The organism is Roseibium sp. (assembly GCF_048260565.1).
GTDB lineage: Bacteria > Pseudomonadota > Alphaproteobacteria > Rhizobiales > Stappiaceae > Roseibium.
Genome location: NZ_JBLXGP010000003.1, coordinates 184544 through 206711 on the forward strand (window position 1 = coordinate 184544; position 22168 = coordinate 206711).

Below are 22168 nucleotides of genomic sequence, written 5' to 3' on the forward strand. Positions count from 1 at the left end.
ACCGGGAGGCGTGACATAAGGGAAGGGGCCCATAGTCCGCAAGAGGATTATTGGCAAAACTTGCAGGGATGCATCCTTGTGTTGCATTTAAGCAACTTTACGGGAGGGGGCAGTCCATTGATCTTCTGTTCTGAATTACCTCAATGGGAGCTTCCTTAGATTTGAACGCTAAATAATCAGTGACTATTTCTGGTTGCGAAATTTTATCCATTTTGCCAAGCTGGTTTGAAAGCGGAGTGGGGATCCAATAAAATTGTGTTTCAGTTTAGATCGCCAGGAGACCTAATAGATAGGCTAAGGAATAATTCTCCCGACTGGGCGCGATCCATTGCTGCACGAAATTCTCTTCGAGTCTTTCCCGCTATATTTAATATTATTATTTATGATGATCAAATTATTGCTTTGGAAAGAAAGCAAAACCTAATACTGCAAGCCTTTAGGGCGAACTTTATTTCCTGGGCGGCGTGTAAATACTCAATTGATAAAATAAGAGTACTTGCAGAAGCTGCGGCTTCTGGTGTGTCAAAATCGGTAGCTGAATGCAGCGCTGCTTCTCAGGTTACTGCAGATGTTGCAGCTGTTGCTACTAGTGCGGCTCAGGCCACTGCCACAGAGTCAGCTGCTGCTGCGTTATCGGTCGCTACCGCTGTCGGCGGTGCTGTTAGAGCTATTTCGGAAATGTCTCAGGATGGACAGAGCATTTTCTCTGCGCCGCCAGTAACACATTATGCTGATGGGCGGCATATCATCTCTGAGGTCATATGGGGTGCAATATCCGATGACTATCAATGGCTGGAGAAATATTCCCAAGAAACAAAATTGATCGATCGGCCGCTATGGCTTTCTGACGTGCGTGGGGATGAAAAATTTTTCGCGAACTTTCCTGTATGGATCCGTGAACCATTCGATGCATTCGTTGGAAGCGAATGGGTCTCGTCCGGGCCTTGGGGCGTGATTATCAGTTGGTATCGGTCTATCTTGCCGAACAACATAACCGCAATGCCGACAAGTTTGTTTGGCGAAAAGGCGGACATAGAAATCGCGGGCCAACCAGACCGATTCTGGACCATAACGGATGGGAGAAGTGCGGACAAAATTCTCGAAGATATTCGTCGTATCGCCGATGGGCGCGATACGGTATTTTCCGACGATAGTTCGCCTATTCGCAATTCGGTCGATCTGGAATCAGGCGAGAAACCAAGCGCGCTATATTCTGAGAGCTCTGATTCTGCAGATGTCTCGACTTTAGCTGATCACCCGACGGCGGAAGATGCTCTAGGCAGGCGGTCCTTTGCTCAAGCACTCGCCAATCGGTTGGACGATATCCTCAAGGCTGGCGGAAAGGACGGCTTTGCTGTCAATCTCCACGCGCCATGGGGTGCGGGTAAAACATCCATCCTGATGATGATGGAGGCATTTCTGTGCGATCCGAAGCGGCAGCTTGGAGACCGCTGGGCTGTGGTTAATTTCAACGCATGGGATCACGAGAAGCGTAACCCGCCCTGGTGGCCCTTGATTGAGGCGACTAAGGACGGTTGTGTGAAAAGCCTCGAAGAAACGGAGGGGCGGGCACGAGCCGATGATATCAAGAATATTTGGCGCGATTGGATTTTCAGAGCTGAATGGTGGCCCTTGGTCGTCGGTTCGTTAATGTTGCTAACGACTATTATTGCTTATGTTTTGATTCCGCAGGGCCAGATACGGAATGTGGTGGCCTTCCTTGGAATCCTGATTACTGTTTTTGGCGGCAGTCAATTGTTCATCCGAAAAGCATTTTTCGGTTCTATGAGCAATGAAGAGTTCTATGTGAAGATTGCCAAAGATCCAATGAGGAAGATTTCTGAACTTTTTCAAGAGATCGTCGATGCTACTGACATGCCCGTCTGTATCTTCATCGATGATCTGGATCGGTGCAATGTAGATTTTGTTGTCGATCTTCTAGTAGGCATTCAGACCTCATTCCGGAATCCAAAGGTTGCTTATGTGGTGGCGGCGGACAAGGCTTGGATCCGTTCAAGTTTCGAAAGTCGCTACGCCTCTTTTAACGATGAAATAGGCGATGCCGGCCAGCCTCTCGGTTACTTGTTTTTAGAAAAGATTTTCCAGATGTCGGTGCCGGTTCCCGGCATGGGGGACTGGAAGAGGCGCTATTTCGAATCTCTTTTGCATGGAACGGCGGTGAACCAAGGCAACGAGGACGCGGTAGAGCCCAAAACGGAGCAAGGTGTGTCCGACAACCGCTTGTCGCAGCGCGCCGAAAAGGCGCGCGATGAGGAAGTGCAGAAACGGCGGCAGGAAATTAGGGACGCGCAGGGTGGCGACATCCGGCAAGCCGGAATCGACGCAGCTCTGCAGGACCGAGATGACGACATCACCCGTGCGGCCCTCGTACTTGAATATACCGCCTCCAAGGTCGCGCAGCAGGAGACGGAACATCTGCTGGCGCGGTTCACAACACTACTGCCGGACAATCCGCGGGTCATGAAGCGGATGATCAACGCCTTCGGCATGCGCTATGCGATCAGTCTGCTGGAGCGCAGCGATGTGCCGCGCGAAGCCTTGGCGCGCTGGACCGTGTTGGAACAACGATTTCCCGCGCTAGCCGATCTACTGGTGGAGCATCCTGACTGGACGGACGATTTGGCTTCGCCGGACAAGTCGGAGAATTATCCCGAAGTGCTCGATCCCTTTCTTTTAACCCCGGCGGTTCAGAACATTCTGGCTGGAGAGCTGAATCCGGGCGGCGACATTAGCGGGCCACGGTCAAAACTCGATGCAGAGGCGGTTCGCAAGATCACGCGCGGGTCTGCGGACTAGCTCCAACTCCCGTCTTGCCTCCGCCATCAAGGACGGGCACACTCCGCGACAGTACCCTTCGCGTTAGTCCAATCAGGTTCCTCATCATGCCCAAATCCCAGACCCGTTTTCTGCTGGATACCTATTTTGCCGCCTTCAATGCCGGGGATACCGGCAAGATGGAGGATCTGGTCGCCGATGATCTGATCCACGACGTCAATCAGGGCGAACGGCGAGTCGGCAAGGACAAGTTCTGGGCCTTCAATGTGCATATGACCCGCTGCTACAAGGAGCGGCTGTCGGATATCCTGCTGCTGATTTCCGAGGACGGTTCGCGAGCCGCGGCCGAATTCATCGTCTCCGGCACCTACCTGGACGACGACGAGGGCCTGCCGCAGGCCAAGGGCCAGACCTACAAGCTTCCCGCCGGCAGCTTTTTTGAAATCCGCGACGGCAAGATCGCCCGGATCACCACCTACTACAACCTCACGGACTGGATTTCGCAGGTCGAAAAGGCCGGATAGGCCCCGGGTTACACCCCTTCCGCATCGGTCGGTCCCGCCCCCCATTTCATGCGTGGCGTTGCCGGGCATGAAAGGCCTTGCGTTCGCGTGGGACTCAATATAACTATAAAACTAGAAATATGGTTATATTGAAGCAAGGTGGCCGGAAATGGATCTGGAAGAAGCCGCGCAAGGGTTTGCCGCGCTCGGATCGGAATCCCGCCTGCAGGTGGTGCTGACTCTGGTGAAGGCCGGCCGAAGCGGGTTGACGGTTGGCGATATCCAGGCGCGGACCGCCATGGCCGCGTCTACGCTCGCCCATCATCTGAAGTTCCTGTCCTCCGCCGGCCTGATCGTTCAGGAAAAGGCAGGCCGGGCCGTGATCAACCGGGCCGCCTTCGACCATCTGGAAGCCCTTGCCGGCTATATCCTGCAGGAATGCTGCGTCGACGAAAATGGCTGTGCGGGCGCATGCGCCCCTGAGGAGGAGATCGTATCATGACCGATATTACGCCGGCTAAATCTTCCTGTTGCGCGACACCTTCGGGAGATGCCTGTTGTGCGCCCGAACCGTCGCCCTTCCCGTGGAGGCAGGTGCTGCTGACGCCGTGGACGCTGGTCGTGGCTGTGCCGCTTCTGGTCCTGGCTTTCGATCCGACCGAAGCTGGCCCTGTAACGCTGTTCGCGCTTAAGGCTTTCGTGGGGACGCTGCCTTATATCGTTGCCGCCGTCTTGCTGATCGCCTGGCTGAAGGCGGCCGGAGCGGAGAGCACGATCGGGCGGGTGTTCGAAGGACGGGAGACCCAGGCGATTGTTCTGGCCGCCCTGTTCGGCGGTCTGGCGCCCTTCTGTTCCTGTCAGGTGATCCCGTTCATCGCCGGCCTGCTGGCGCTCGGCGCACCGCTGCCGGCGATCATGGCTTTCTGGCTGTCCTCGCCGTTGATCGATCCGCCGACGCTGCTGATCACCGCCGCCGCATTGGGCTGGCCGTTTGCCATCGGCAAGGCGGTCTTTGCCGTCGGTCTCGGCCTGTTCGGTGGCTTCACCGTCAAGGCGCTGGTGAGCGGCGGGCTGTTTTCAAATCCGCTCAAGCCGAGAACCTCGGGCGGTTGCGGCTGCGGGCCGTCGCCGTTCAAGGGGAAGCCGGTGTGGCGGTTCTGGCAGGAAAAAGACCGCAAGGCGGTGTTCGGCACCGAACTGAGGATCAACGCCCTGTTTCTCGCCAAGTGGCTGGCGCTCGCCTATGCCCTGGAGGCTCTGCTGGTCACCTATGTGCCGGCGGATCTGATCGCGCGGGCCGTCGGCGGTGATGGACTTCTGCCGATCGTCACGGCTGCGCTGGTGGGCATGCCCGCCTATCTCAATAGCTACGTGGCACCGCCGCTTCTCTCCGGCCTGGTGGAACAGGGCATGAGCCCGGGCGCGGCCATGGCCTTCATGATCGCCGGCGCCGTCAGTTCCATCCCCGCGATGGCGGCGGTGTGGTCGCTGGTCCGGCCCGGGGTGTTTGCCAGCTATCTCGGCCTTGGCCTTGCAGGCGCGATCGCCTCCGGCGTGATCTTTCAATTGTTCCTTTGAGGATAAAGCGATGCTGACCCATGTCACTGTCACCGTGGCGCCTGATGAAAACGGCGGCCTCCGGCTGCTGGCGCCGATTGGCCTGCCGACACCCCATCAGGTGCCGGTCCGCTTCGCGGTGGAAGGGGCGGACTTCGAGCTGATAGGCGAGGTCACGACCGGCCAGATGGCGGCGCTGGTGTCCCCGGATCCCGCAACGCCGGTTACATTCAGTTACACCTTCGCAGAGGGCGGTCCGGGTTATCCGGATGGCCTGTTCCGGCCGCGTCCAAATCGTTACACGAAGGCCGCCGATGCCCTGGTCCGCGATGCGCGGCGTCTGGCGGATGGTGCTCGTGACGGCCACGCGGCCATCGAGGCAATCGTCAACGACGTGGCGGAGAAATTCGTCTACGGCCACCCGGATGTCCGTTTCAACGACGGGCTTGAGGAGATCCCCTATCTGTCCTGCGGTGTGACAGAAGGCTCCTGCGTCGACATCAACACCTATCTCATCGCCTGCCTGCGGGCGGCCGGTTTCGAGGCCGGCTACATGACCGGATATTTCTTCCCGGATGAAAAGAACGGCTGCTGCGACGACATGCACTGCTGGGTCGTGACCCGGCACAACGGCGTCGTTCTGGAGTGGGACATCGCCCATCATCTGAAAATGGGGACACGCGAGATCTGCTGCGGTCTCAATCCCAGGCCGGGCTGCCGGGTTGCCATGGCCCATTCCATGGGGCTCGCTTTTCCTCAGTTGGGCATTGCCGGTACCAAGCTGATCGCCGAGCCGAACTGGGTCAACGGCGACGGAACGCTGTCGCGGGCCGCGCTCGATATCCGGATGCAGAAAACGCAGCCGGATGCGAGCGAGGTCGCCGCTTAGGCTTTGTTGGTTCTTGCCCGGCTGAAGACCATCTTCTGTTTCGCCAGGCGTTCCGAAGGGCCGATCCAGGCGTAAGCCAGAAGCGCTGGCTCCAGATTGGACACCGTGATCCGGTGGGTGTGTTCCGGCGGATTGAAGATCATGGATCCGGGCGCGTAGACACCCTGATGGTTTTCCGAAACCGCGCCGGACAGGCAGATGTAGCTTTCCGAAATGCCGTCATGGGCGTGCGAAGGATACGTGCAGCCGGGGGCGAACAGTACGAAGCCCAGAATGACTTGATCGGTGAGGATCGGTCCGTTCGGGCCGGCGACTTCCGCATAGGCATAGGTTTTTTCCAGACCGCGCGGAACCTTTTCGTAGCCGTATTGCCAGATGAGGTGCTGCTGGATGGATTCGATAGAGCGGATGAAGGGAGCGGTGCGTTCCAGCTTGCCTTCGTCGAGCGCGCGTTTCAGGTGAACGTTGACCGGCTTCTCCGCCGGGCTGTTGAATTCCAGGGGCGGGTTGGCTTTCAGGACCCGGCTGATCGCTTCGCGCACGGCCCGCTGGTGGGCCCGGATCCGGTCGCTGCCGCCCGACGACAGAAACCGGTAAAGCTCGTAATATTCCTTGAGCAGGTATCCCCAATCCGGCAGATCGGCCAAGCGTCGTTCCAACATCGCGCCTCCCAGGCGTTTGCTCGTATCGGCAAGCGGATCGTTCCCCCTATTGATCCGTATCACATCCGGACCGGAACAAACGGAATAACATTGCGACCTAATGTTGCTTGCGCCCGACACGCGGGTGGCTAGTGTCGCATTGAAACTCTCCAGAACCGGATTTCACATGAAAGTCATCGTTGTCGGCGCCGGCGTTTCCGGCCTGTCCACCGCCTGGGCGCTCGCCCGGCAGGATGTAGACGTCACGCTTATCGAGCAGGGCCCGATCCCCAATCCCTTATCTGCGTCCGGCGACCAGCACCGGATCATCCGCCGTGCCTATGGCGGCCAGGGCGGCTACCAGCGGCGCATCAGTGCGGCCTATGACGCCTGGGACCAGATGTGGGAAGATCTCGGCCGGAAACACCTGGTCGACACCGGGTTTCTGCTTCTGTCGCAGGAGCCCGGAGACGAAGGCGAGGAGTACCGGGACGGTCTGATTGCCGGCGGTTATCCGTTCGAGCAGATGAGCCCTTCAGAGACCGGCGAACGCTTTCCTTTCATCGACGGAAGCACGATCCGCTTCGGCGCCTACAGCGACGAAGGCGGGGTGCTGCTCTGCCAGAAGATCGCGTCGGACATGCGTGACTGGCTGATCGCTTTTGGTGTCGATGTGCGCGAGAACACCCGGGTGGTCGCCCTCGACGAGACGTCGGGCAGCGTGCGGCTTGAGGATGGCGACGAGCTGTCCGCCGATCGTGTGGTCGTGACCGCCGGCGCCTGGGTTCTGGGTCTTCTGCCGGATTTGGCCGCGTCCCTGACCACCTACCGTACGGCGGTCGCCTATCTGACGCCGCCGGCGGATCTTAAATCCCATTGGGAAAAGGGGCCGGTCATTCTGGACGTGGGCGGCAAGGTCGACGGCTATGTGCTGCCGCCGGTCGCCGGAACCGGGCTGAAGGTCGGCGCGGGCTGCCACAAATACCAGACCACCCCGGATACGGACCGGGAAGCGGCGCCGGGCGAGGGCGAAACCATTCGCGATTACTTCTCGCCGCCGTTCGCGCGGATCGGGGAATATGGCGTCGCCGATGTGGTCACCTGTGCCTACACCTTTACCTCCGACGAGCATTTCTTCCTGAGCGAGCGGGGAAAGGTGGTTGCCGTTTCCGCCTGTTCGGGCCACGGCTACAAGTTCGGCGCGGTCGTCGGACGGAAGGTCGCCGCCGGAGTGATTTCCGGCGACGTGGATCAGGCGCGGATCTGGCTGGAAGCGCGGGACTGAACCGCGCCTCTCCTCAGGCTTTCGACGAGACCATCCGCTGCATCGTGGCGTCCTTGAGCACGAACTTGTGCCACAGGGCGCCGACGATATGCAGCACGATCAGGACGATGAACACCGGCTTCATCAGTTCATGAACTTCGCCAGCGGGCCTGATTTTCAGGAACCAGGCGGCAAGGCCGGTCAGGGGGGCTGCGATCAGGAGAAGGTAGAACAGCCCGTGGATCGCCTTGGCGACCGTTTCCTGCAGCTTCGGTCCGGGAATAAGGGCCGGTGCGCCCTGGGAGAGACGCAGGGCGATCCGCGCGAGCATCAGCACCAGGATCGAGACCCCGACCCAGATGTGGGCGTTGCCCATGATGAAGGTGACGGTGTCGGGCGTCTCGCCGTCGCGCAGGGCGTGGCCATAGTCGGCGATCGATTCCCCGAAAATGAGCTGGAAGAAGACGAGAAGGGCGATGGCCCAGTGCAGGGCAATCTGGGCACGGCTGTAGGATGCGGGCTGGCTAAGGGACATGGCTCACCTTCAGACATAAAAATACGTTGGCCGCACCGGTGGCGGCGATTCCCAGCTTAACGGCTGGTTCTTTCATTGTTTTGAATTTTTTGTCGCAATCTGTAACAGGCGTATGTCAGCGGACCATGGTGGCCGGACAGCTTTTCGCTGACGGGGGGGGAGCCCGATGCGGCAAATGGCATCGGGCCTGTCCCTGTTCGGGCTTCCGTTTGAACCGGCGTCAGGCTTTGGCCCGGCCTTCCTCGACCGCATCCAGGATGAAGCGGGGCAGGGCGAAGGCGGCGGCGTGGACATCCGGCGTATAGTAGCGCGTCTTGAAGTTCGCCGCCTTGAACCGTTCTTCCAGAACCGCAACCGGGGTCTTGCGCAGCTCCGCATTGTCGCTGGCCCAGCCGAGGGCCATGTGGCCGCCGAAATAGGTCGGGATCGCCGCGATATAGGCGGCCGCGTCCCGGTAGGTCTTCGAAAACCGTTCGATGCTGGTGACCAGCTCCTGGCGCTGCAGAAAGGGCACACCATTCTGGGTAACGAGCACGCCGCCCGGCGTCAGGCAGTTGTGGACGCAATCGTAGAATTCTTGGGAGAACAGGATGGCGCCCGGCCCTTGCGGGTCGGTGGAATCGACGATGATCACGTCGAAGCGCCGGTCCGTTTCGGCAACGAACTTCATGCCGTCGGCAATCACCAGGTCGAAGCGGGGATCGTCAAGCACGCCGGCATTGAACTCCCCGAAGTGCTCCCTGGAGAACTCGACGACGGAGGCGTCGATTTCCACCTGGGTGAGCTTTTCGACCGAGGCATGCTTCAGCACTTCCTCGGCGAGGCCGCAGTCGCCGCCGCCGACGATCAGCACGTTCCGGGCCGCCCCGTGGGCGAGGATCGGCACATGGGACATCATCTCGTGGTAGATGAACTCGTCTGCCGTCGTCACCTGGGTGATGCCGTCGAGCATCAGGACCTTGCCGAACACCGGATTGGTGAACAGCACCAGATCCTGATGTTCGGTGCGGTCCTGATACAGGATGTCCTCGCAGCTGTAGCTGACCTCGACACCCGGATGCAGCGTCTCGTTGAACTTCAGTCCGCTGCTCATGCCACTTCCTTGCCGCGCAGCAGTTCGGAGACGGCGGTGCGTCCCGGACTGAAGGCTTCGCGCAGCACGTCGACGCAGCGTTCCGGCCTGGCATCGCCGCACATGAACACGTCGAAGGCCGCATAGCCGGCTTCCGGCCACGTGTGCACCGAGATATGGCTTTCGGCCAGCACCGCGACGCCGCTCACGCCGGTCGGCTCGAACGGATGCAGGTGAATGTGCAGCAGGGTTGCCCCGGCTTCCTCGACACAGGTCCTGAGCGTCTCCTCGATATAGGGGAGATCGTCCAGACGCTCCGCGTCATAGAGATCGATAATCAGATGCGCACCAGCGCAGCGGACCCCTTGTCTTTCGATGAAGTGGTCCAGGCGATCTTCCGCATCCAGTGCAGCGACCGCGTTCGAATTTACGTCTTCCTTCTGGGTGGTGCTTCTTGGCTCGGCAGCGTCCATGACGCCTTCTTCAACCTGAGCCTCCAAGTCCATCCCCAGTTGGAAGAGGGCGACGTTTTCCATTACGCTCTCCCCAACCAGCAGATGAGACCGGATCAAAACCGGAGCCGCGTACATACGAATTTTCGGCAAGGGATTCAATGGGTGTTTTTATGAAATTAATTAAGCCGGCTAATGATATATCGGAGAGAGGAGGTTGCCGTGACGATTGAAATCCGGATCCTGAAGGGAGACGCTCTGAAACCGGCCCTGCCGGCGCTGGCCGGTTTGCGCATTTCCGTGTTCCGCGAATGGCCTTATCTCTATGACGGCTCGGTCGACTATGAAGAAAAATATCTGGCACGCTACGCGGACACGGACGGGGCGGTAATCGTCGGCGCCTTTGACGGCGACAAACTTGTCGGGGCCGCGACCGGTCAGCCGCTCATTCACGAGGTCTCATCGATCCGCCGTCCGTTCGAGGAAGCGGGCCTGGATCCGGCCGACGTGTTCTACTTCGCCGAATCCGTTCTCGATTCCAGCTATCGCGGTCGGGGCATCGGCCACCGGTTCTTCGATGAGCGCGAGGCCCATGCCCGGTCTCTGGGATGTACGATAGCCGCCTTTTGCGCCGTCATCCGGCCGGACAATCACCCGATGAGGCCGAAGGACTATTCGCCGCTCGATCCCTTCTGGACCAAGCGCGGCTACCGCAAGCTGAACGGCGGTATCGTCTATTTCCCCTGGCAGGATGTGGGCGAGGCGCAGGAAACGGAAAAGCCCATGCAGATCTGGATCGGCGATCTGTGACCGCCGATCCGTGACAGTCGGATCCGTGATTGGGGCCCGTGATTGGGGGAACCGCTTATTGCGCGATTTCCCAGACGATGTTGACGGTCGCCGACAGGGTCTCCTCACCGGCCTCGACCGGCACGGGGGCGGCGGACATCGTCATCATCTTTTCCGAGCGCACAGCATAGGGGCGCGGTGCCGCGATGCTGCCTTCGGAGATCGACAGGACCCGTCCGAGCTTCACCCCGGCGGCCTCGGCGTAGAGCTCCGCCTTGCGGCGTGCGTCGGCCACGGCTTCCTTGCGGGCTTCATCCAGTTTCTCGTTCGTGGCGCTGACGGCGAAGCTGATGCCGTCGACCGAGTTGGCGCCCGAGACGACGACGGCATTCAGGATGCCGCCGAGTTTGTCGAGGGCGCGCACGCGCACCGTGACGCCGTTGGACACCTCGTAGCCGACGATCTTCGGCGGTTCGTTGCTGTCGTCTTTCCTGTTTTCGTAGCGCGGATAGATCGAAAAGCCGCTGGTCTGGATGTCCTTCGCCTCGATGCCGGCCGCCTTGATGTCGGCAATCACTTTCGCAATGGCGGCGGTATTGGCGTGGAGCGCTTCGGGCGCCGTGGTGCCGATATTGACCACCCGTGTCGTCACCACGGCCATATCCGGGGCAACGGAAATCTCGCCCTTGCCCTGCAGGCTGATGGTGGCGGGCTTTTCCGCCGCCTGTGCTGCCGGGGCGGGGCCGACGCCGGCGATGGCAGCGGCAAGAAGCAAGGCGGGCAGGGCGGGGAAGCCTTTCGGCAGCCGGCGGGAAATGTGAGAAAGCCGGAGCAGTTGTGACATGGATCCTCTCTTAAGGCTTGGAAAGTCGATATTCGGAAGCTGCAGGTCGATTGGGGCGGCGTGATGACGCGCCGGTTCATCTGATGTTCATCGGACGCATACCGCCTCAGCCGCCGTCGTGGTCGCGGACGCTGGCCGGACCGGCGATGGGCGGATCGGCGATCGCGCCATTGGCCGACAGCAGGACGGCGACCGGGCGGGAGGCCTCGAATTTCGAGCAGACGATCATGATCAGAACGGTGAGCGGTACGCACAGCACCATGCCGACGGCGCCCCAGATGGAGCCCCAGAAGGCGAGTGACAGCATGATCACCAGGCCGGACAGGTTGAGGCTCGAGCCCATCAGCTTCGGTTCGATCAGGTTTCCGATCGAAAACTGGATCGATCCGAGGCCGGAGGCGATGACGATAAACGGCACCAGGGTGTCGTAATAAACGACAGCCATAAGGCTCGGAAAGATCACGCTGACGAGCGAGCCGATGGTCGGAATGTAATTCAGCAGAAAGGCGATGAAGCCGAAAAGCGGGGCATAGGGAAGGTCCATCAGGGTCAGGACAAGACTCGTGAGCACACCGGTGGCGATGCTGACCGCGGTCTTGATGCTGAAATAGTGCAGGATGCTCTGGTTGATTTCCGCCCTGACGGCGAAGGCCGATTTCGCCTTTTCCGGATCGGCGAAAAGCCGTTCCAGCTTGAGGTCGAAGGTCGACTGTTCCAGCAGCAGGAACAGGGTATAGATGAAGACCAGCGAGGCAGAGCCGGCCACGGTGGTGACGAAACCGGCTCCGGCGGTGACCAGCTTCGGCACGATGGCGTCGGGCAGGAAATCCTCCAGCTTGATCGGGTCGTTCAGATGGACAAGTCCCGAAACCTGATCGAAGACCTCTTCCAGGCGGCCCTGATAGACCGGGGCGTCGCGCGCCAGTTGCGCCAGGTTCGCAGCCACCATGTCGAACACGAACGTGCCGGCAATGAAGATGGTCGCGAGAGACAAGGGGAAGGCGATCCAGCCGGGCAGATGCCGGTCACCCACCCGGATGAGTTGGAAGCCGTGGGACAGGGCGTTGATCAGATACCAGACGATCAGGGCGATGACGAAGGGCAGGAGCAGAGCCCGGCCCGCGACCAGCAGCCAGCCGACAAGGACGACGAGGATGATACTCAGGGTCAGGTTGAGCAGGGATGACTGCATGTCGGCTCCGCTAATGAGGCTCTCGTTCCTGTGGTACAGAACCCGCGCAGCGCTGCAAAGCGTGTTTTTTGGCGAAACCTGCGCATAGCCGGTGGGCGATACGGTTTTCCGTGGCCGGATCGCCGCGGATCTGCTCAAGAGGCTTGCTCGTGCCGATTGCAATGGTGTAGTTAGCTGAAAGCACCGCCGCGGCAGGGCTCATGCCTCGCTTTCCGCCGGTCAGGGCCTGTAGCTCAATTGGTTAGAGCCGTCCGCTCATAACGGATTGGTTGGGGGTTCGAGTCCCTCCGGGCCCACCATTTCCTGAAAATTCAAATGCTTTTTTCCGGGGCTAAAGCGGGCTCCGCCTAGTCTTCCGCCAGCTCAACCAGCCGTGCGAATGCCCCCGAAAAGCCGGTGAGCGAGACGGAAAAGGCCAGGGATTGGTTGTCGCCGTTGGAGGTTGCGTTGATGTTCAGCGTGCTTCCGGCCTTGAGGGCGGACAGCAGGGCGGTGTCGGCCTCCAGCGGGACGATGCAGCCGACCGGCAGGCAGGTGGCGTAGGCGAGGGGTGCTGCTGCCTCCTTGTCGTCGATCTTCAGCGAGACGCCCGGTTTGAGCGCCAGGCCGAAGGGCATGATCAGCACGCCCCTGGCGGTGCCGTTTGCCTGGGCCTGCAGTTCCACGGTCAGCACCCGTTTGCGGGATTTCGGCTCGGCCTGGATCTGGCTCATGGCGCACAGCGTGGCGGTGTCCTGCCTGACGCAGGACACGGTCCAGTCGCCATGGGTTTCGCGAAGGGAACTGGCCTCGCCCGGCAAGGCCTGTGCCGGTCCCCGGGCGGCGGCAACCGTCACGGCCGCGGCCAGCCAGAGTTTTTGAAGATTGCGGGATCTCATCAGAAGGAAATGGCCACGGATGCCTTCACGCCATGCTCGGCCAGACCGGAACCGACCTGTCCCGAATAGGTGAGCCCGATCCTGCTGGCGGGGTTCAGGACGATACCGGCGCCGAGTTCGACGACGAGCGCGTCACGCGCGATCGGAACGCCGGCGATCGTGAACGGAGTGCCGCCGGCAAAGGCCATCTCCGATTGCGGGGTCACGTCGCCGAAAGCATGACGCCAGGCAAGGCCCGCGTTGAGAAGGGCCATCCGGGACGGCGCGAACTCGACCTCGGTTTCACCCCGGACACCAAGGGTGGTGGTGGTCGTTGTCGTGTCGTCTCCCGATACGGTCAAGGCGGCGCTGCCGCCGGTCTCGGTAAAGCGGTCGGTGTTCAGGTGGATCAGGGCGGCACCGGCATAGGGCTCGATCCGGGCCCGGTCCAGTTCAATGCCGTAACCTGCCTCGCCGAAAGCCTGGAGGGTGCGTCCGCCGTAATTGGCCGACAGCGTTTCGGAGAAGCCGGTAAAGGCAACGGTGCGATCTGTGTCGATGGTGTTCCAGGTGATGGCGCCGCCACCGCGCAGGGTAACGGGACCCAGCCGGGAGCCGCCGTAAATCCCCAGATGGTAGCTGTCCACCGTGGCGGAGGAAGAACGCGCATCCACGTCGGCCGAGGAGCGGCTGTAGCCGGCGAGGACGCCGATCCGGACGGTCTCGGTGACCGCGTGATCGCCGCCCATCAGGAGGCCGCCGATGGTCCGGTCCAGGGTTGCCGCATTGCCGTTACCGTCCCAGGAGCCGATCGCCCCGTAGGTCTGGCCCCAGACGGTGAAGCCTTCGCCTGCGACCGGCTGCGTATTCATGGCATGGCCATGGGTTGCGATCGCTCCCTGGCCTGCGCCGACGTTTTCGAAGGCGGCACGGATACGGTCGTTGGCGACCTTGCGCAGGAAACGGCTGTCCTCGATCAGCACCGTGTGGATGGAGGCATGGACTTCGCCGGAAAGAGCGTCGAAGGCGGCGCGGGCGGAGGCGTTATCACCGACGAGACCAGTCAAAGCATCATAGACCGTGGTGCCGCTGCCGAGCGCTTCCTGTGCCGCCGCCGTTGCCGTCTGGTTGGCGGTTTCGGTGATGTCGGTGAAGAACGCTATCTTTTCCGAGGTCAGGTAGACGTTGTTGCTGTCGTAGCCGAGGCTGAAATCCAGGAAGACGAAACTGTCGCTGACGCTGTCGAAGGTGCCGGTGACACCGCCGGCGGCCGTAATGATGGTGTAGGTGCCGGCGGTATAGGTGGCGCCGTTGTCAGTGCCGTTTTCAGGCAGGACATTGACCGCGCCGCCGCCGATGGTGACGGTTCCCGATACGTTGATCAGGTCGTTGTTGGTCCCTGCGACAAAGCCGCCGTCGTTCAGTTCGACGTCGTAAGCAGAGCCTGTTCCGAAGATCACGGTGGTAGCGTTCAGCGTTCCCACGGAATTGCCCGGCGCGACCGACCCGCCGGACTGGACCGCCACATTGCCAACCGATCCGGAGCCGCCGATCGAACCGCCGGACAGATACACCGTGCTGGTGATGCTGCCGTTGACGGTCAGCAGGCCGCCATAGACGGCGGTCGATCCGGTATAGGTGTTGGCAGCAGTCAGCACCGTCTCGCCGGAATAGACTGCGACTTGGCCGGCACCGGAGATCGCGGCATCAAATTCGTAATCCGTGTTGGTGTGGTTGAAGACGATGAGGCCGGTGCCGGTGCCGAATTGGACGAACGCCGCATCAAGCGTACCGGCCCCCTTCGCCGGATCGCCGGAGGCAGCGCCGATATTCAGCGTGCCGCTGCTTGCCGAGGCGTTACCGAGAACAAGCGTGGCCAAGCCGCCGATTGATACGGTCCCGCCATTAGATATCGTCAGCGTACCGGTGCCGTCCTCGCCGACATAGACGTTGCTGCTGTTCGTCCACATCGAGCCTGCGCCATCGACAATAACCGTGCCGACGGTGTCGTTGTCATAGCCGATATAGGCCACCGCATTGCTGACGGTGGCGCCGTTGGAGATGGTCAGGTCCGCCGTGCCTCGCTCTGCGACGTAAAGATCGCCGGTATTGGCCCAGGATGACCCCGCGCCGTCGACAATAATCGTTGCCGACGAGCCGGGTTCCTTGCCGAAAGAGACGTAGTCACCGACGATCTCTGCGCCATTGGTTACCGAGACATTGCCCGAACCGGAAACGCCGACAAAGAAATCGCCGCCGCTTTCCCAGTAGGTTCCCGAACCGTCGAGGGTGAGGGTACCCGTTCCCGTCGAGGCGTATCCGATATAGGTTACGAGGTCGGCGTAGAAGTCCGCTCCATTGGTCAGGGCGACAGTGCCGGTGCCCTCGTCGCCGATCCACGTATTGGCACTGCTGGTGATCTTGCTGGACGCGCCATCGATGTTGACGGTGCCGGCGCCTGTGGTCTGATCGCCAAGCCTCACGCCGTCGGTGACGAGGATCGTGCCGCCGTTATTGACGTTCAGCGTGCCGGTCCCCTCAAGCCCGACGTTCAGTTCGAGCGACAGGCTCATGCTGGTGCCGCTTCCTGTCAGCGTCGCAGTGCCATTGGATCCCGCCGAGTTGCCGACGATGAGGTCGTCGGCCGTGACCGTGCTGCCGCCGGACAGCGTCATCGTGCCGGTGCCGGCACTGCCGACGAGGATGGCGCTCGCGGTCATGGTTGCAGCGTCAACCGTGGCGGTTCCGATGCTGCCGGCCTTGTCGCCCACGAGCAACTCGCCGGACAGGTTCGCAGTGGCGCCATCCTGGATGTTGAGAGTCCCGGTACCTTCATAGCCGGTGGACACGTTTCCGCTCGCAGTCCAGGTCGAGCCCGAGCCTGTAATCGTCAATTGGCCCGTTGAAGAGCTGTTTTGCCCGATCCGCGTGACGCCGGTGACACCGAGGCTCCCGCCGTTCCTGATGGTGGCGGTTCCTGTCCCGGCCTCACCGACGAGCAGCGAAAGGCCCACGGTGAGGGTGCCGCCATCATTGGTGACTGTGCCCGAGCTGCCGGTCTGGACTCCGACGCTCATGGGAAATTCCACCGTAACCGTGCCGCCGGACATGTTCAGGGTTCCGGTGCCCGCGTCGCCGACATAAAGATTACGCGTTTCAAACTGCGAGCCGGATCCGGTGACATTGATCGTGCCCTGAGCGCCCGAGAAGTCGCCTAGAACCGTCCTGTCGCCCACATCGGCGCTCCCGCCGGTCTCGATGTTCAGCGTTCCAGTACTTCCGCTCCGATAGCCGATGGTCAGATCCGTGCCGGTCGAGGCCAGGTTCAGAGTTCCATTCGATTGAACCGTGATCGTGCCGGTGGCAGTACCCTCATAGCCGATAAAACCTCCGTCAGCCTCTGCGCTTGCCGAATCCTGGATGGTCAGCACGCCGGTACCGGAGTATCCGGCAATGATCGAGCCGTTGTTGGCGGCTTCCAGGCTGGAGCCGGAGCCGGTCACCGTGGCCTCACCATAAGATCCTGCGTCATTCGCAATCCGGATCTGTCCGCTCGAACCTGTCGCGCTGACCGTGCCGCCGGCGGAAACCGTCAGGTAGGCGGTCCCGCCTTCCGAGACATAAACGGCCCCGTCGGTTTGCAAAGTCGCGGAATCCGTCACGATCAGGGTTCCGGTGGAGCCCGCCCCGAACGCAATCGTGGCGGCCGACGTCGCGTCGACCAAGGCGCTATCGGAAACGGTCATGGAGCCGGTGCCATCGTACCCGATAAAGAGCTGACTGCTGAGGGTCCAGTCGGATCCGCTCCCGTCCACCGTCACCGTTCCGTTGCCGGTCGAGGCGTTGCCGAGCCGGCCTTCGGCGCTGGTCACGACGCCGCCGTTCAGGATGTCGAGCTGTCCGGTTCCGGTGTCGCCAACGGTGAGCGTGTCGCCGATATTCCAGGGGCTTGCCTGAGTCCCGCCGCCGCCGCCATTGACCGTTTCGGTGCTGCCGTCGATTACGGTCTGGGCGTGAGCGAATTGCGGCATGAGAACGGTCAGAGCCGTGGTCGCCAACAGGTGCTTCAGGCCGGGCAAGACAAAGCGGTTGGAGGTCTTGTTGCGGAAAAATCCAGTCTTCAAATTTGCCGGCGCCATTGCTTTCCCTACTGAAAATCCTACAGACCGCCCTCGAATCGAGAACGGCCGATCAACACCGGGATTTGTAGAATGCAGGGAGCGGTTCGGCGTGCGACGTCTGTGTGATGTCGCTTTGAATGAGGGAATTGAGGATTTGTCGCGACAGTCGGTCGGCTGCGTAGACGACGGGTGCCCATTCTGGTCCGTGTCGCCGGACCGGGTGACGGGCCTCAAGGATCAAGGCCCGCCACTTCTTATCACGCCTTTTTAGAGGCTGCCGACCGCTGTTGAACGGATTTCCGGCCACTTGGCGAAGGCACCGGCGATCACGTCGTCCTTGTTTTCAAGGTACTTCTTGAAGATCGCCGCGTTGACGAAGAGATAGAGTTTGCCATCGACGATGTCGGCGAAGCGCACGTCGCCGTCGAGCTTCTTGCCGACATAGATGCCGAAGGCGCAGAAGCCGCCGAACTGGGGCAGGAACGCTTCCGGATTGGCGTCGAACTGTTCCTTGGTTGCCGCGGTAGCGAAATAATAGTCGATCCCGTTATGCGCCGAGGTGTGGACTGCGTCGCCAAGGCCGGGCGCTTCGCTCTTGAACATCGATACGGGATCGAAGCCGTGCATGCCGAGCGGGTTTCCGGTCAGGGTTATGCCGTTGGAAACATTGTATTCGTCAACGGCGAAGGCCGGTGCGGCGACCGTCAGGGCGGCGGCGGTGACGAGAGCGGCGAGGATGTGTTTACGGGTCATGATGTGGTTTCCTTTGTGTGCTGTGAGTTTGGAATTCTGAGAGGTTGTCGGGAGCGGATCAGGCGGAGCGGGTGATGCGGTCGACAGCGTCGTCGGTCCACCACACGCCATTGGCGACCATGCGGAAGTTGATGATCGCGGCGAGGTAGCCGTCGCCTTCCGGCACCTTTGCGCCTGCGGTCGCGTCGCGGACGACGGCGACTTCGTAGCCGAGCTCGAGAAGGTCGTAGAGGTGGGCCTGGGTGCACAGATTGGCGGACATGCCGGCAAGGATCACCTTGTCGATACCGCGCTTGCGCATCTGGAGATTGAGGTCGTTCTGAGCCGGGCTGTAGACCTTGTGCGGCGAGCAGACGATGGTTTCGCCGTCCTCAATGTATTTCTTGTACTGCGGCATCCAGTCGGCGCCGGAGCCTTCGAAATTGTCCAGGGACAGCGGGCTGAGCCGGTCGAACATGCCGATCGAATGCATGGTCTTTTCCAGGGTGCCTTCGAACTGCCATTTGTGGTCGTGCGGGTAGTAGTAGTGCGGCGAAATGAAAACAGGCATGCCGGCGGCCTTCGCGGCCTTGAACAGCCGTTCGATGTTGTCGACCGTGCCTTGTTCGGTAACGCTTTCGCCAACGACGCCCCAGGTGACACCGTCTTTAGACAGGAAGTCGATCTGGGGATCGGTAACGACAAGCGCGGTGCGGCCCGGCTCGATGGTCATGTCGATCTGGGGAAGGCCAGGCTTGTCCGGATCGGCATAAAGGGTGCGGGCTTCTTCGGTCGCGGCACTCGCCGGGCCGGTCGCCAGGGCTGCGGCACCGGCCGCAGCGGCAGCGCCTGCGCCCGCGAGCAGGCGGCGGCGGGCGAGATCCACGGTTTCGGGGGTGACCCCGCAGCCGCAGTCGTTGTCGTGTTCATGGTCCATTCGAGTACTCCTTTTCGGTGGGTTGGACAGCGCGCTCTCGTTACCGGCGCTGCCGGGTCGGCGGTTTGAAAGCCGGGGCTGAGACACAGCCCACCCGTTCGCGGCCTTGCGGCCGCGGCAGGTCCGGATTTCCGTCCGCGTTCCTTGGGAGACGGCGCTGCAGGCGCAGCGCCGAAATCTGATATTGGTCTACGGTGAAGGCTTGCTACGTACCGCGCTTGCCGACGGCGGGCAGCCAGAGCGTCAATTCCGCGCCGGCATTGTTTTGACGGTTGCGCGCCTCGACCCGTCCGCCGTGCCGCTCGGCAATGAGCCGCGTGATCCAGAGGCCGAGTCCGTTGGAACGCGCGCCGTTTTTGGCCTTTGCGCTCAGACGGGTGAACGGGCGGAAGGCCCGCAGCAGGTCGGACGCCCTGAACCCCGGGCCCTCGTCGCAGATGCTGACGTAAATGCGGCCGTCTTCCGCAGGACCGGTTTCGCAGGTGATCGTCCCACCCTCTTTCGTGTGCTTGACGGCGTTGCCGATCAGATTGTCGAACGCCTCGAAAAGCAGTTCCTGATCGCCCAGGACGGTGACGTCGTCGAAGGCGCGACACCGGAACCGGATGGATTTCTGCCGGGCGTAGGGCTGGTTGACGGAGAGCGCGAGTTCAAGCACTTCGACCAGATTGACGGGTGCGCGCTCGCATGACAGCGGGTCGCGTCCGTCGCGTGCCCGGACCAGCAGAGCGCTCAGCATCCTGGAGAGCTGACCGATAATCAGGTCGGCCTTGTCGGCATTGCGTTCGATGCGTTCGCGGGAGCCGTCGGGTGCATTTCGGGAGATGTCCTCGACGATGAGCGAAAGGTTGGCCAGAGGCCCTTTGAGATCATGCGCGACGATCGACAACGCATTCTGGAAGGCGTCCGTGTCCCGCACTTCGGTTTCCGGTTCGTCCGCGTCAGGATATTCCGGTTCCGGGAAATCCGGTTCTGGGGCGAACATTCCAAGAGCTGAGAGATCGGCGATTTCGGCGCTTTGGCGGTTGTACGGTTCGGTATGCATGATCTTGTCCTTTTCCTTGGTCGCCGGCGCTACCAAACGCAGACTTCGGCGACGGGCCCCCCTGTGAGGACCGTTGTCACAATCCGAGGTCGGAGAGGCCTGGGTGGTCCTGCGGGCGGGGGCCGAGCGGCCATTTGAACAGCCGGTCTTCCTCACGGATGGGCATGTCGTTGATGGAGGCGATGCGGCGGCGCATCAGCCCGTCCGCTGCGAATTCCCAGTTCTCGTTGCCGAAGGATCGGAACCAGGAGCCGCTGTCGTCGTGCCATTCGTAGGCGAAGCGCACTGCGATCCGGTCGTCCGCGAACGTCCATAGCTCCTTGATCAGCCGGTACTCCAGCTCGCGGTCCCATTTGCGGATCAGGAAGGCCGTGATTTCGTCGCGGCCGGTTACGAATTCGGCGCGGTTCCTCCACTGGCTGTCGGGTGTGTAGGCCAGGGCAACGGCCTCCGGAGCGCGGCTGTTCCAGGCATCTTCGGCCTTGCGGACCTTCACCTTGGCAGTTTCCCGGTCAAAGGGAGGAAGAGGGGGGCGGGACATGGGTGGAATTCCTTTTTAACAGAAGGCGGCGCCGCGGCCCGGAGAGGGGCAGGGAGGCCGCGGCGCCTTGCAGGCTCAGGCGGCCTTGCTGTTGACGACAGGGAAGTCGATCGGCGTGTCGAAGGCTTCGTTGAGGTAATTGGTCAGCGTGTTGAGCGCGACATGAGCGACGATCTCGACGATTTCCGCTTCGCTGTAGCCGGCCATTTTCACCGCCGACACATCGGTTTCGCTCACGCGGCCGCGTTCACGCACCAGCTTCACGGCAAATCGGACGGCGGCGTCGGCTCGCGGATCGTTAGAAGATCCGTCGCGATTGGCGGCGATTTCGGCCTCATCGAGTTTCGCCAGGTTCTTTGCCAGATAGGTATGTGCGGACAGGCAATAGTCGCAACCATTGATCTCAGCGACGGCGAGGGCGATCCGTTCCCGCGTCTGCGGGTTCAAGGTGCCGGATGCCAGGGCGCCGTTCAGGCCGAGATAGCCTTCAAGGGCAGCCGGGCTGTTGGCGGTGAGCCGGAACAGGTTGGGGACGGAGCCGAGCAGGTTCTTCACGCCTTCAAGCAGCGGCTGGGATGCGGCCGGTGCGGCTTCGATCGAGGCGGGGAGTTGAATGCGGGACATGGGCTTTCTCCTTTTGGATTAATGTGGACGTTTCGTGCCGTCGGAAACTGATATACAGACAGGTCTGTCTATTTTCAATCCGGATTGGAATAACTAATTCGTGATATTGAAAAGGAGACTCAAAATTTCTAAGTTTCAGATATATAGACAGGTCTGTATAAGAAAAGGAGAAGCTGAAGTGGCCTCACGCCGGGATGACCTCGTGGACACTGCCCTCAAGCTGTTTTATGCGAGTGGTTTCAACGCCACCGGCATCGACAAGATACTGGCCGAAGCCGGTGTCGCGAAAATGACCCTCTACAAGCACTTTCGTTCGAAAGAAGAGCTGATCCTCGCGGTGCTCAATCGCCGGGATGAGCAGTTCCGCAACTGGCTGATGGGCGAAATGGAAAAGGCATCGCCCGATCCGCGGGAGCGGCTGCTGGCGATGTTCGATGCGCTGGAAAGCTGGTTCCGAGGCCAGGCGTTCAAGGGCCTCGGGTTCAATGGCTGTGCCTTTATCAATGCCTCGAGCGAGTTCGGGGATCAGCAGCATCCCGCGCACCGCACGGCGGCCGAGCACAAACAGCGGATCGTCGACTATCTGGAACGCCTGTGCCGCGAAGCCGGGGCCGCCGACCCCCATGAGCTTGCCGAAAGGCTTGCCCTTCTCAAGGAAGGCGCGATCGTCACCGCCCATGTGCGGGGCATGCCGGAGGCGGCGCGCACCGCAAAAGGGATCGCCGCGGATCTCATCCAGGCGCAAATCGCTTAGCCGTCCGGTCTGTCCGTGTAGAT

Annotated in this window: 22 protein-coding genes and 1 tRNA gene; 9 read left to right on the forward strand and 14 right to left on the reverse strand. The window is 61.1% G+C overall.

Annotated elements, in window-relative coordinates:
- The first annotated feature begins 225 nt into the window (after positions 1 to 225).
- From ACN0SO_RS09065 to ACN0SO_RS09085, 5 genes are all read left to right on the forward strand, one after another.
- Entirely contained in the window at positions 226 to 2817 is a 2592-nt protein-coding gene (locus ACN0SO_RS09065; RefSeq protein WP_417676760.1) for a KAP family P-loop NTPase fold protein, read from the forward strand.
- Positions 2818 to 2903: 86 nt separating this feature from the next.
- The gene (locus ACN0SO_RS09070; protein ID WP_417676762.1) at positions 2904 to 3320 is read left to right on the forward strand and encodes a ketosteroid isomerase-related protein; all 417 of its coding nucleotides are present in this window, start codon (positions 2904 to 2906) and stop codon (positions 3318 to 3320) included.
- A 148-nt stretch (positions 3321 to 3468) separates the two neighbouring features.
- On the forward strand, positions 3469 to 3801 hold the full coding sequence (locus tag ACN0SO_RS09075; RefSeq protein ID WP_417676764.1) for an ArsR/SmtB family transcription factor: 333 nt from the start codon (positions 3469 to 3471) through the stop codon (positions 3799 to 3801).
- Positions 3798 to 4877, forward strand: a complete 1080-nt coding sequence (locus tag ACN0SO_RS09080; protein ID WP_417676766.1) for a permease — start codon at positions 3798 to 3800, stop codon at positions 4875 to 4877. Before ACN0SO_RS09075 ends, ACN0SO_RS09080 begins: the two co-directional genes overlap by 4 nt.
- A 10-nt stretch (positions 4878 to 4887) precedes the next feature.
- Positions 4888 to 5745, forward strand: coding sequence for a transglutaminase-like domain-containing protein (locus ACN0SO_RS09085; protein WP_417676768.1), 858 nt, complete (start codon positions 4888 to 4890; stop codon positions 5743 to 5745).
- Here the strand turns inward: ACN0SO_RS09085 and ACN0SO_RS09090 are convergent.
- Complete coding sequence (locus tag ACN0SO_RS09090) at positions 5742 to 6407, reverse strand: dimethylsulfonioproprionate lyase family protein (RefSeq protein ID WP_417676770.1); 666 nt, start codon at positions 6405 to 6407, stop codon at positions 5742 to 5744. The two genes, ACN0SO_RS09085 and ACN0SO_RS09090, sit on opposite strands and share 4 nt — an antisense overlap.
- Before the next feature lie 166 nt (positions 6408 to 6573).
- On the opposite strand from ACN0SO_RS09090, the gene ACN0SO_RS09095 reads away from it, so the two are divergent.
- The gene (locus ACN0SO_RS09095) at positions 6574 to 7671 is read left to right on the forward strand and encodes an NAD(P)/FAD-dependent oxidoreductase (RefSeq protein WP_417676772.1); all 1098 of its coding nucleotides are present in this window, start codon (positions 6574 to 6576) and stop codon (positions 7669 to 7671) included.
- Positions 7672 to 7684: 13 nt separating this feature from the next.
- Here the strand turns inward: ACN0SO_RS09095 and ACN0SO_RS09100 are convergent, their stop codons facing one another.
- The 3 genes from ACN0SO_RS09100 to speD all read right to left on the reverse strand — a co-directional run bounded on the left by ACN0SO_RS09100 (position 7685) and on the right by speD (position 9793).
- Complete coding sequence (locus ACN0SO_RS09100; protein WP_417676774.1) at positions 7685 to 8185, reverse strand: cytochrome b; 501 nt, start codon at positions 8183 to 8185, stop codon at positions 7685 to 7687.
- A 220-nt stretch (positions 8186 to 8405) separates the two neighbouring features.
- On the reverse strand, positions 8406 to 9278 hold the full coding sequence (gene speE / locus ACN0SO_RS09105; protein WP_417676776.1) for a polyamine aminopropyltransferase: 873 nt from the start codon (positions 9276 to 9278) through the stop codon (positions 8406 to 8408).
- Positions 9275 to 9793, reverse strand: coding sequence for an adenosylmethionine decarboxylase (gene speD, locus ACN0SO_RS09110; RefSeq protein WP_417676778.1), 519 nt, complete (start codon positions 9791 to 9793; stop codon positions 9275 to 9277). The genes speE and speD overlap by 4 nt, the downstream gene beginning before the upstream one ends.
- Positions 9794 to 9931: 138 nt before the next feature.
- On the opposite strand from speD, the gene ACN0SO_RS09115 reads away from it, so the two are divergent.
- Positions 9932 to 10519, forward strand: coding sequence for a GNAT family N-acetyltransferase (locus ACN0SO_RS09115; RefSeq protein WP_417676780.1), 588 nt, complete (start codon positions 9932 to 9934; stop codon positions 10517 to 10519).
- 55 nt (positions 10520 to 10574) lie between these two features.
- Here ACN0SO_RS09115 and ACN0SO_RS09120 read toward each other — a convergent pair whose 3' ends face one another.
- The 3 genes from ACN0SO_RS09120 to ACN0SO_RS09130 all read right to left on the reverse strand — a co-directional run bounded on the left by ACN0SO_RS09120 (position 10575) and on the right by ACN0SO_RS09130 (position 12736).
- Positions 10575 to 11342, reverse strand: a complete 768-nt coding sequence (locus ACN0SO_RS09120) for an SIMPL domain-containing protein (protein WP_417676782.1) — start codon at positions 11340 to 11342, stop codon at positions 10575 to 10577.
- Between the two features lie 106 nt (positions 11343 to 11448).
- Positions 11449 to 12534 (reverse strand): AI-2E family transporter, encoded by a 1086-nt coding sequence (locus ACN0SO_RS09125; protein WP_417676784.1) that lies wholly within the window; start codon positions 12532 to 12534, stop codon positions 11449 to 11451.
- A gap of 10 nt (positions 12535 to 12544) precedes the next feature.
- On the reverse strand, positions 12545 to 12736 hold the full coding sequence (locus ACN0SO_RS09130; RefSeq protein WP_417676786.1) for a hypothetical protein: 192 nt from the start codon (positions 12734 to 12736) through the stop codon (positions 12545 to 12547).
- Positions 12737 to 12756: 20 nt separating this feature from the next.
- Between ACN0SO_RS09130 and ACN0SO_RS09135 the strand changes: the two genes are divergently transcribed.
- A tRNA-Ile gene (locus ACN0SO_RS09135) sits at positions 12757 to 12833 on the forward strand.
- A gap of 48 nt (positions 12834 to 12881) precedes the next feature.
- Here ACN0SO_RS09135 and ACN0SO_RS09140 read toward each other — a convergent pair.
- From ACN0SO_RS09140 to ACN0SO_RS09170, 7 genes are all read right to left on the reverse strand, one after another.
- On the reverse strand, positions 12882 to 13412 hold the full coding sequence (locus ACN0SO_RS09140) for an invasion associated locus B family protein (protein WP_417676788.1): 531 nt from the start codon (positions 13410 to 13412) through the stop codon (positions 12882 to 12884).
- Complete coding sequence (locus ACN0SO_RS09145; RefSeq protein ID WP_417676790.1) at positions 13412 to 17515, reverse strand: autotransporter domain-containing protein; 4104 nt, start codon at positions 17513 to 17515, stop codon at positions 13412 to 13414. The genes ACN0SO_RS09140 and ACN0SO_RS09145 overlap by 1 nt, the downstream gene beginning before the upstream one ends.
- Before the next feature lie 264 nt (positions 17516 to 17779).
- Positions 17780 to 18265, reverse strand: coding sequence for a YHS domain-containing (seleno)protein (locus ACN0SO_RS09150; protein WP_417676792.1), 486 nt, complete (start codon positions 18263 to 18265; stop codon positions 17780 to 17782).
- Between the two features lie 58 nt (positions 18266 to 18323).
- Positions 18324 to 19181 (reverse strand): cysteine hydrolase, encoded by an 858-nt coding sequence (locus ACN0SO_RS09155; protein ID WP_417676794.1) that lies wholly within the window; start codon positions 19179 to 19181, stop codon positions 18324 to 18326.
- A gap of 205 nt (positions 19182 to 19386) precedes the next feature.
- Entirely contained in the window at positions 19387 to 20226 is an 840-nt protein-coding gene (locus tag ACN0SO_RS09160; RefSeq protein ID WP_417676796.1) for a sensor histidine kinase, read from the reverse strand.
- 76 nt (positions 20227 to 20302) lie between these two features.
- Positions 20303 to 20767: a DUF1348 family protein gene (locus ACN0SO_RS09165; RefSeq protein WP_417676798.1), complete on the reverse strand. Its 465-nt coding sequence runs from the start codon at positions 20765 to 20767 to the stop codon at positions 20303 to 20305.
- Between the two features lie 75 nt (positions 20768 to 20842).
- A complete protein-coding gene (locus ACN0SO_RS09170) occupies positions 20843 to 21391 on the reverse strand; it encodes a carboxymuconolactone decarboxylase family protein (RefSeq protein ID WP_417676800.1) in 549 nt (182 codons plus the stop codon).
- Between the two features lie 202 nt (positions 21392 to 21593).
- Between ACN0SO_RS09170 and ACN0SO_RS09175 the strand changes: the two genes are divergently transcribed.
- Positions 21594 to 22145, forward strand: coding sequence for a TetR/AcrR family transcriptional regulator (locus tag ACN0SO_RS09175; RefSeq protein ID WP_417676802.1), 552 nt, complete (start codon positions 21594 to 21596; stop codon positions 22143 to 22145).
- Positions 22146 to 22168: the final 23 nt, after the last annotated feature.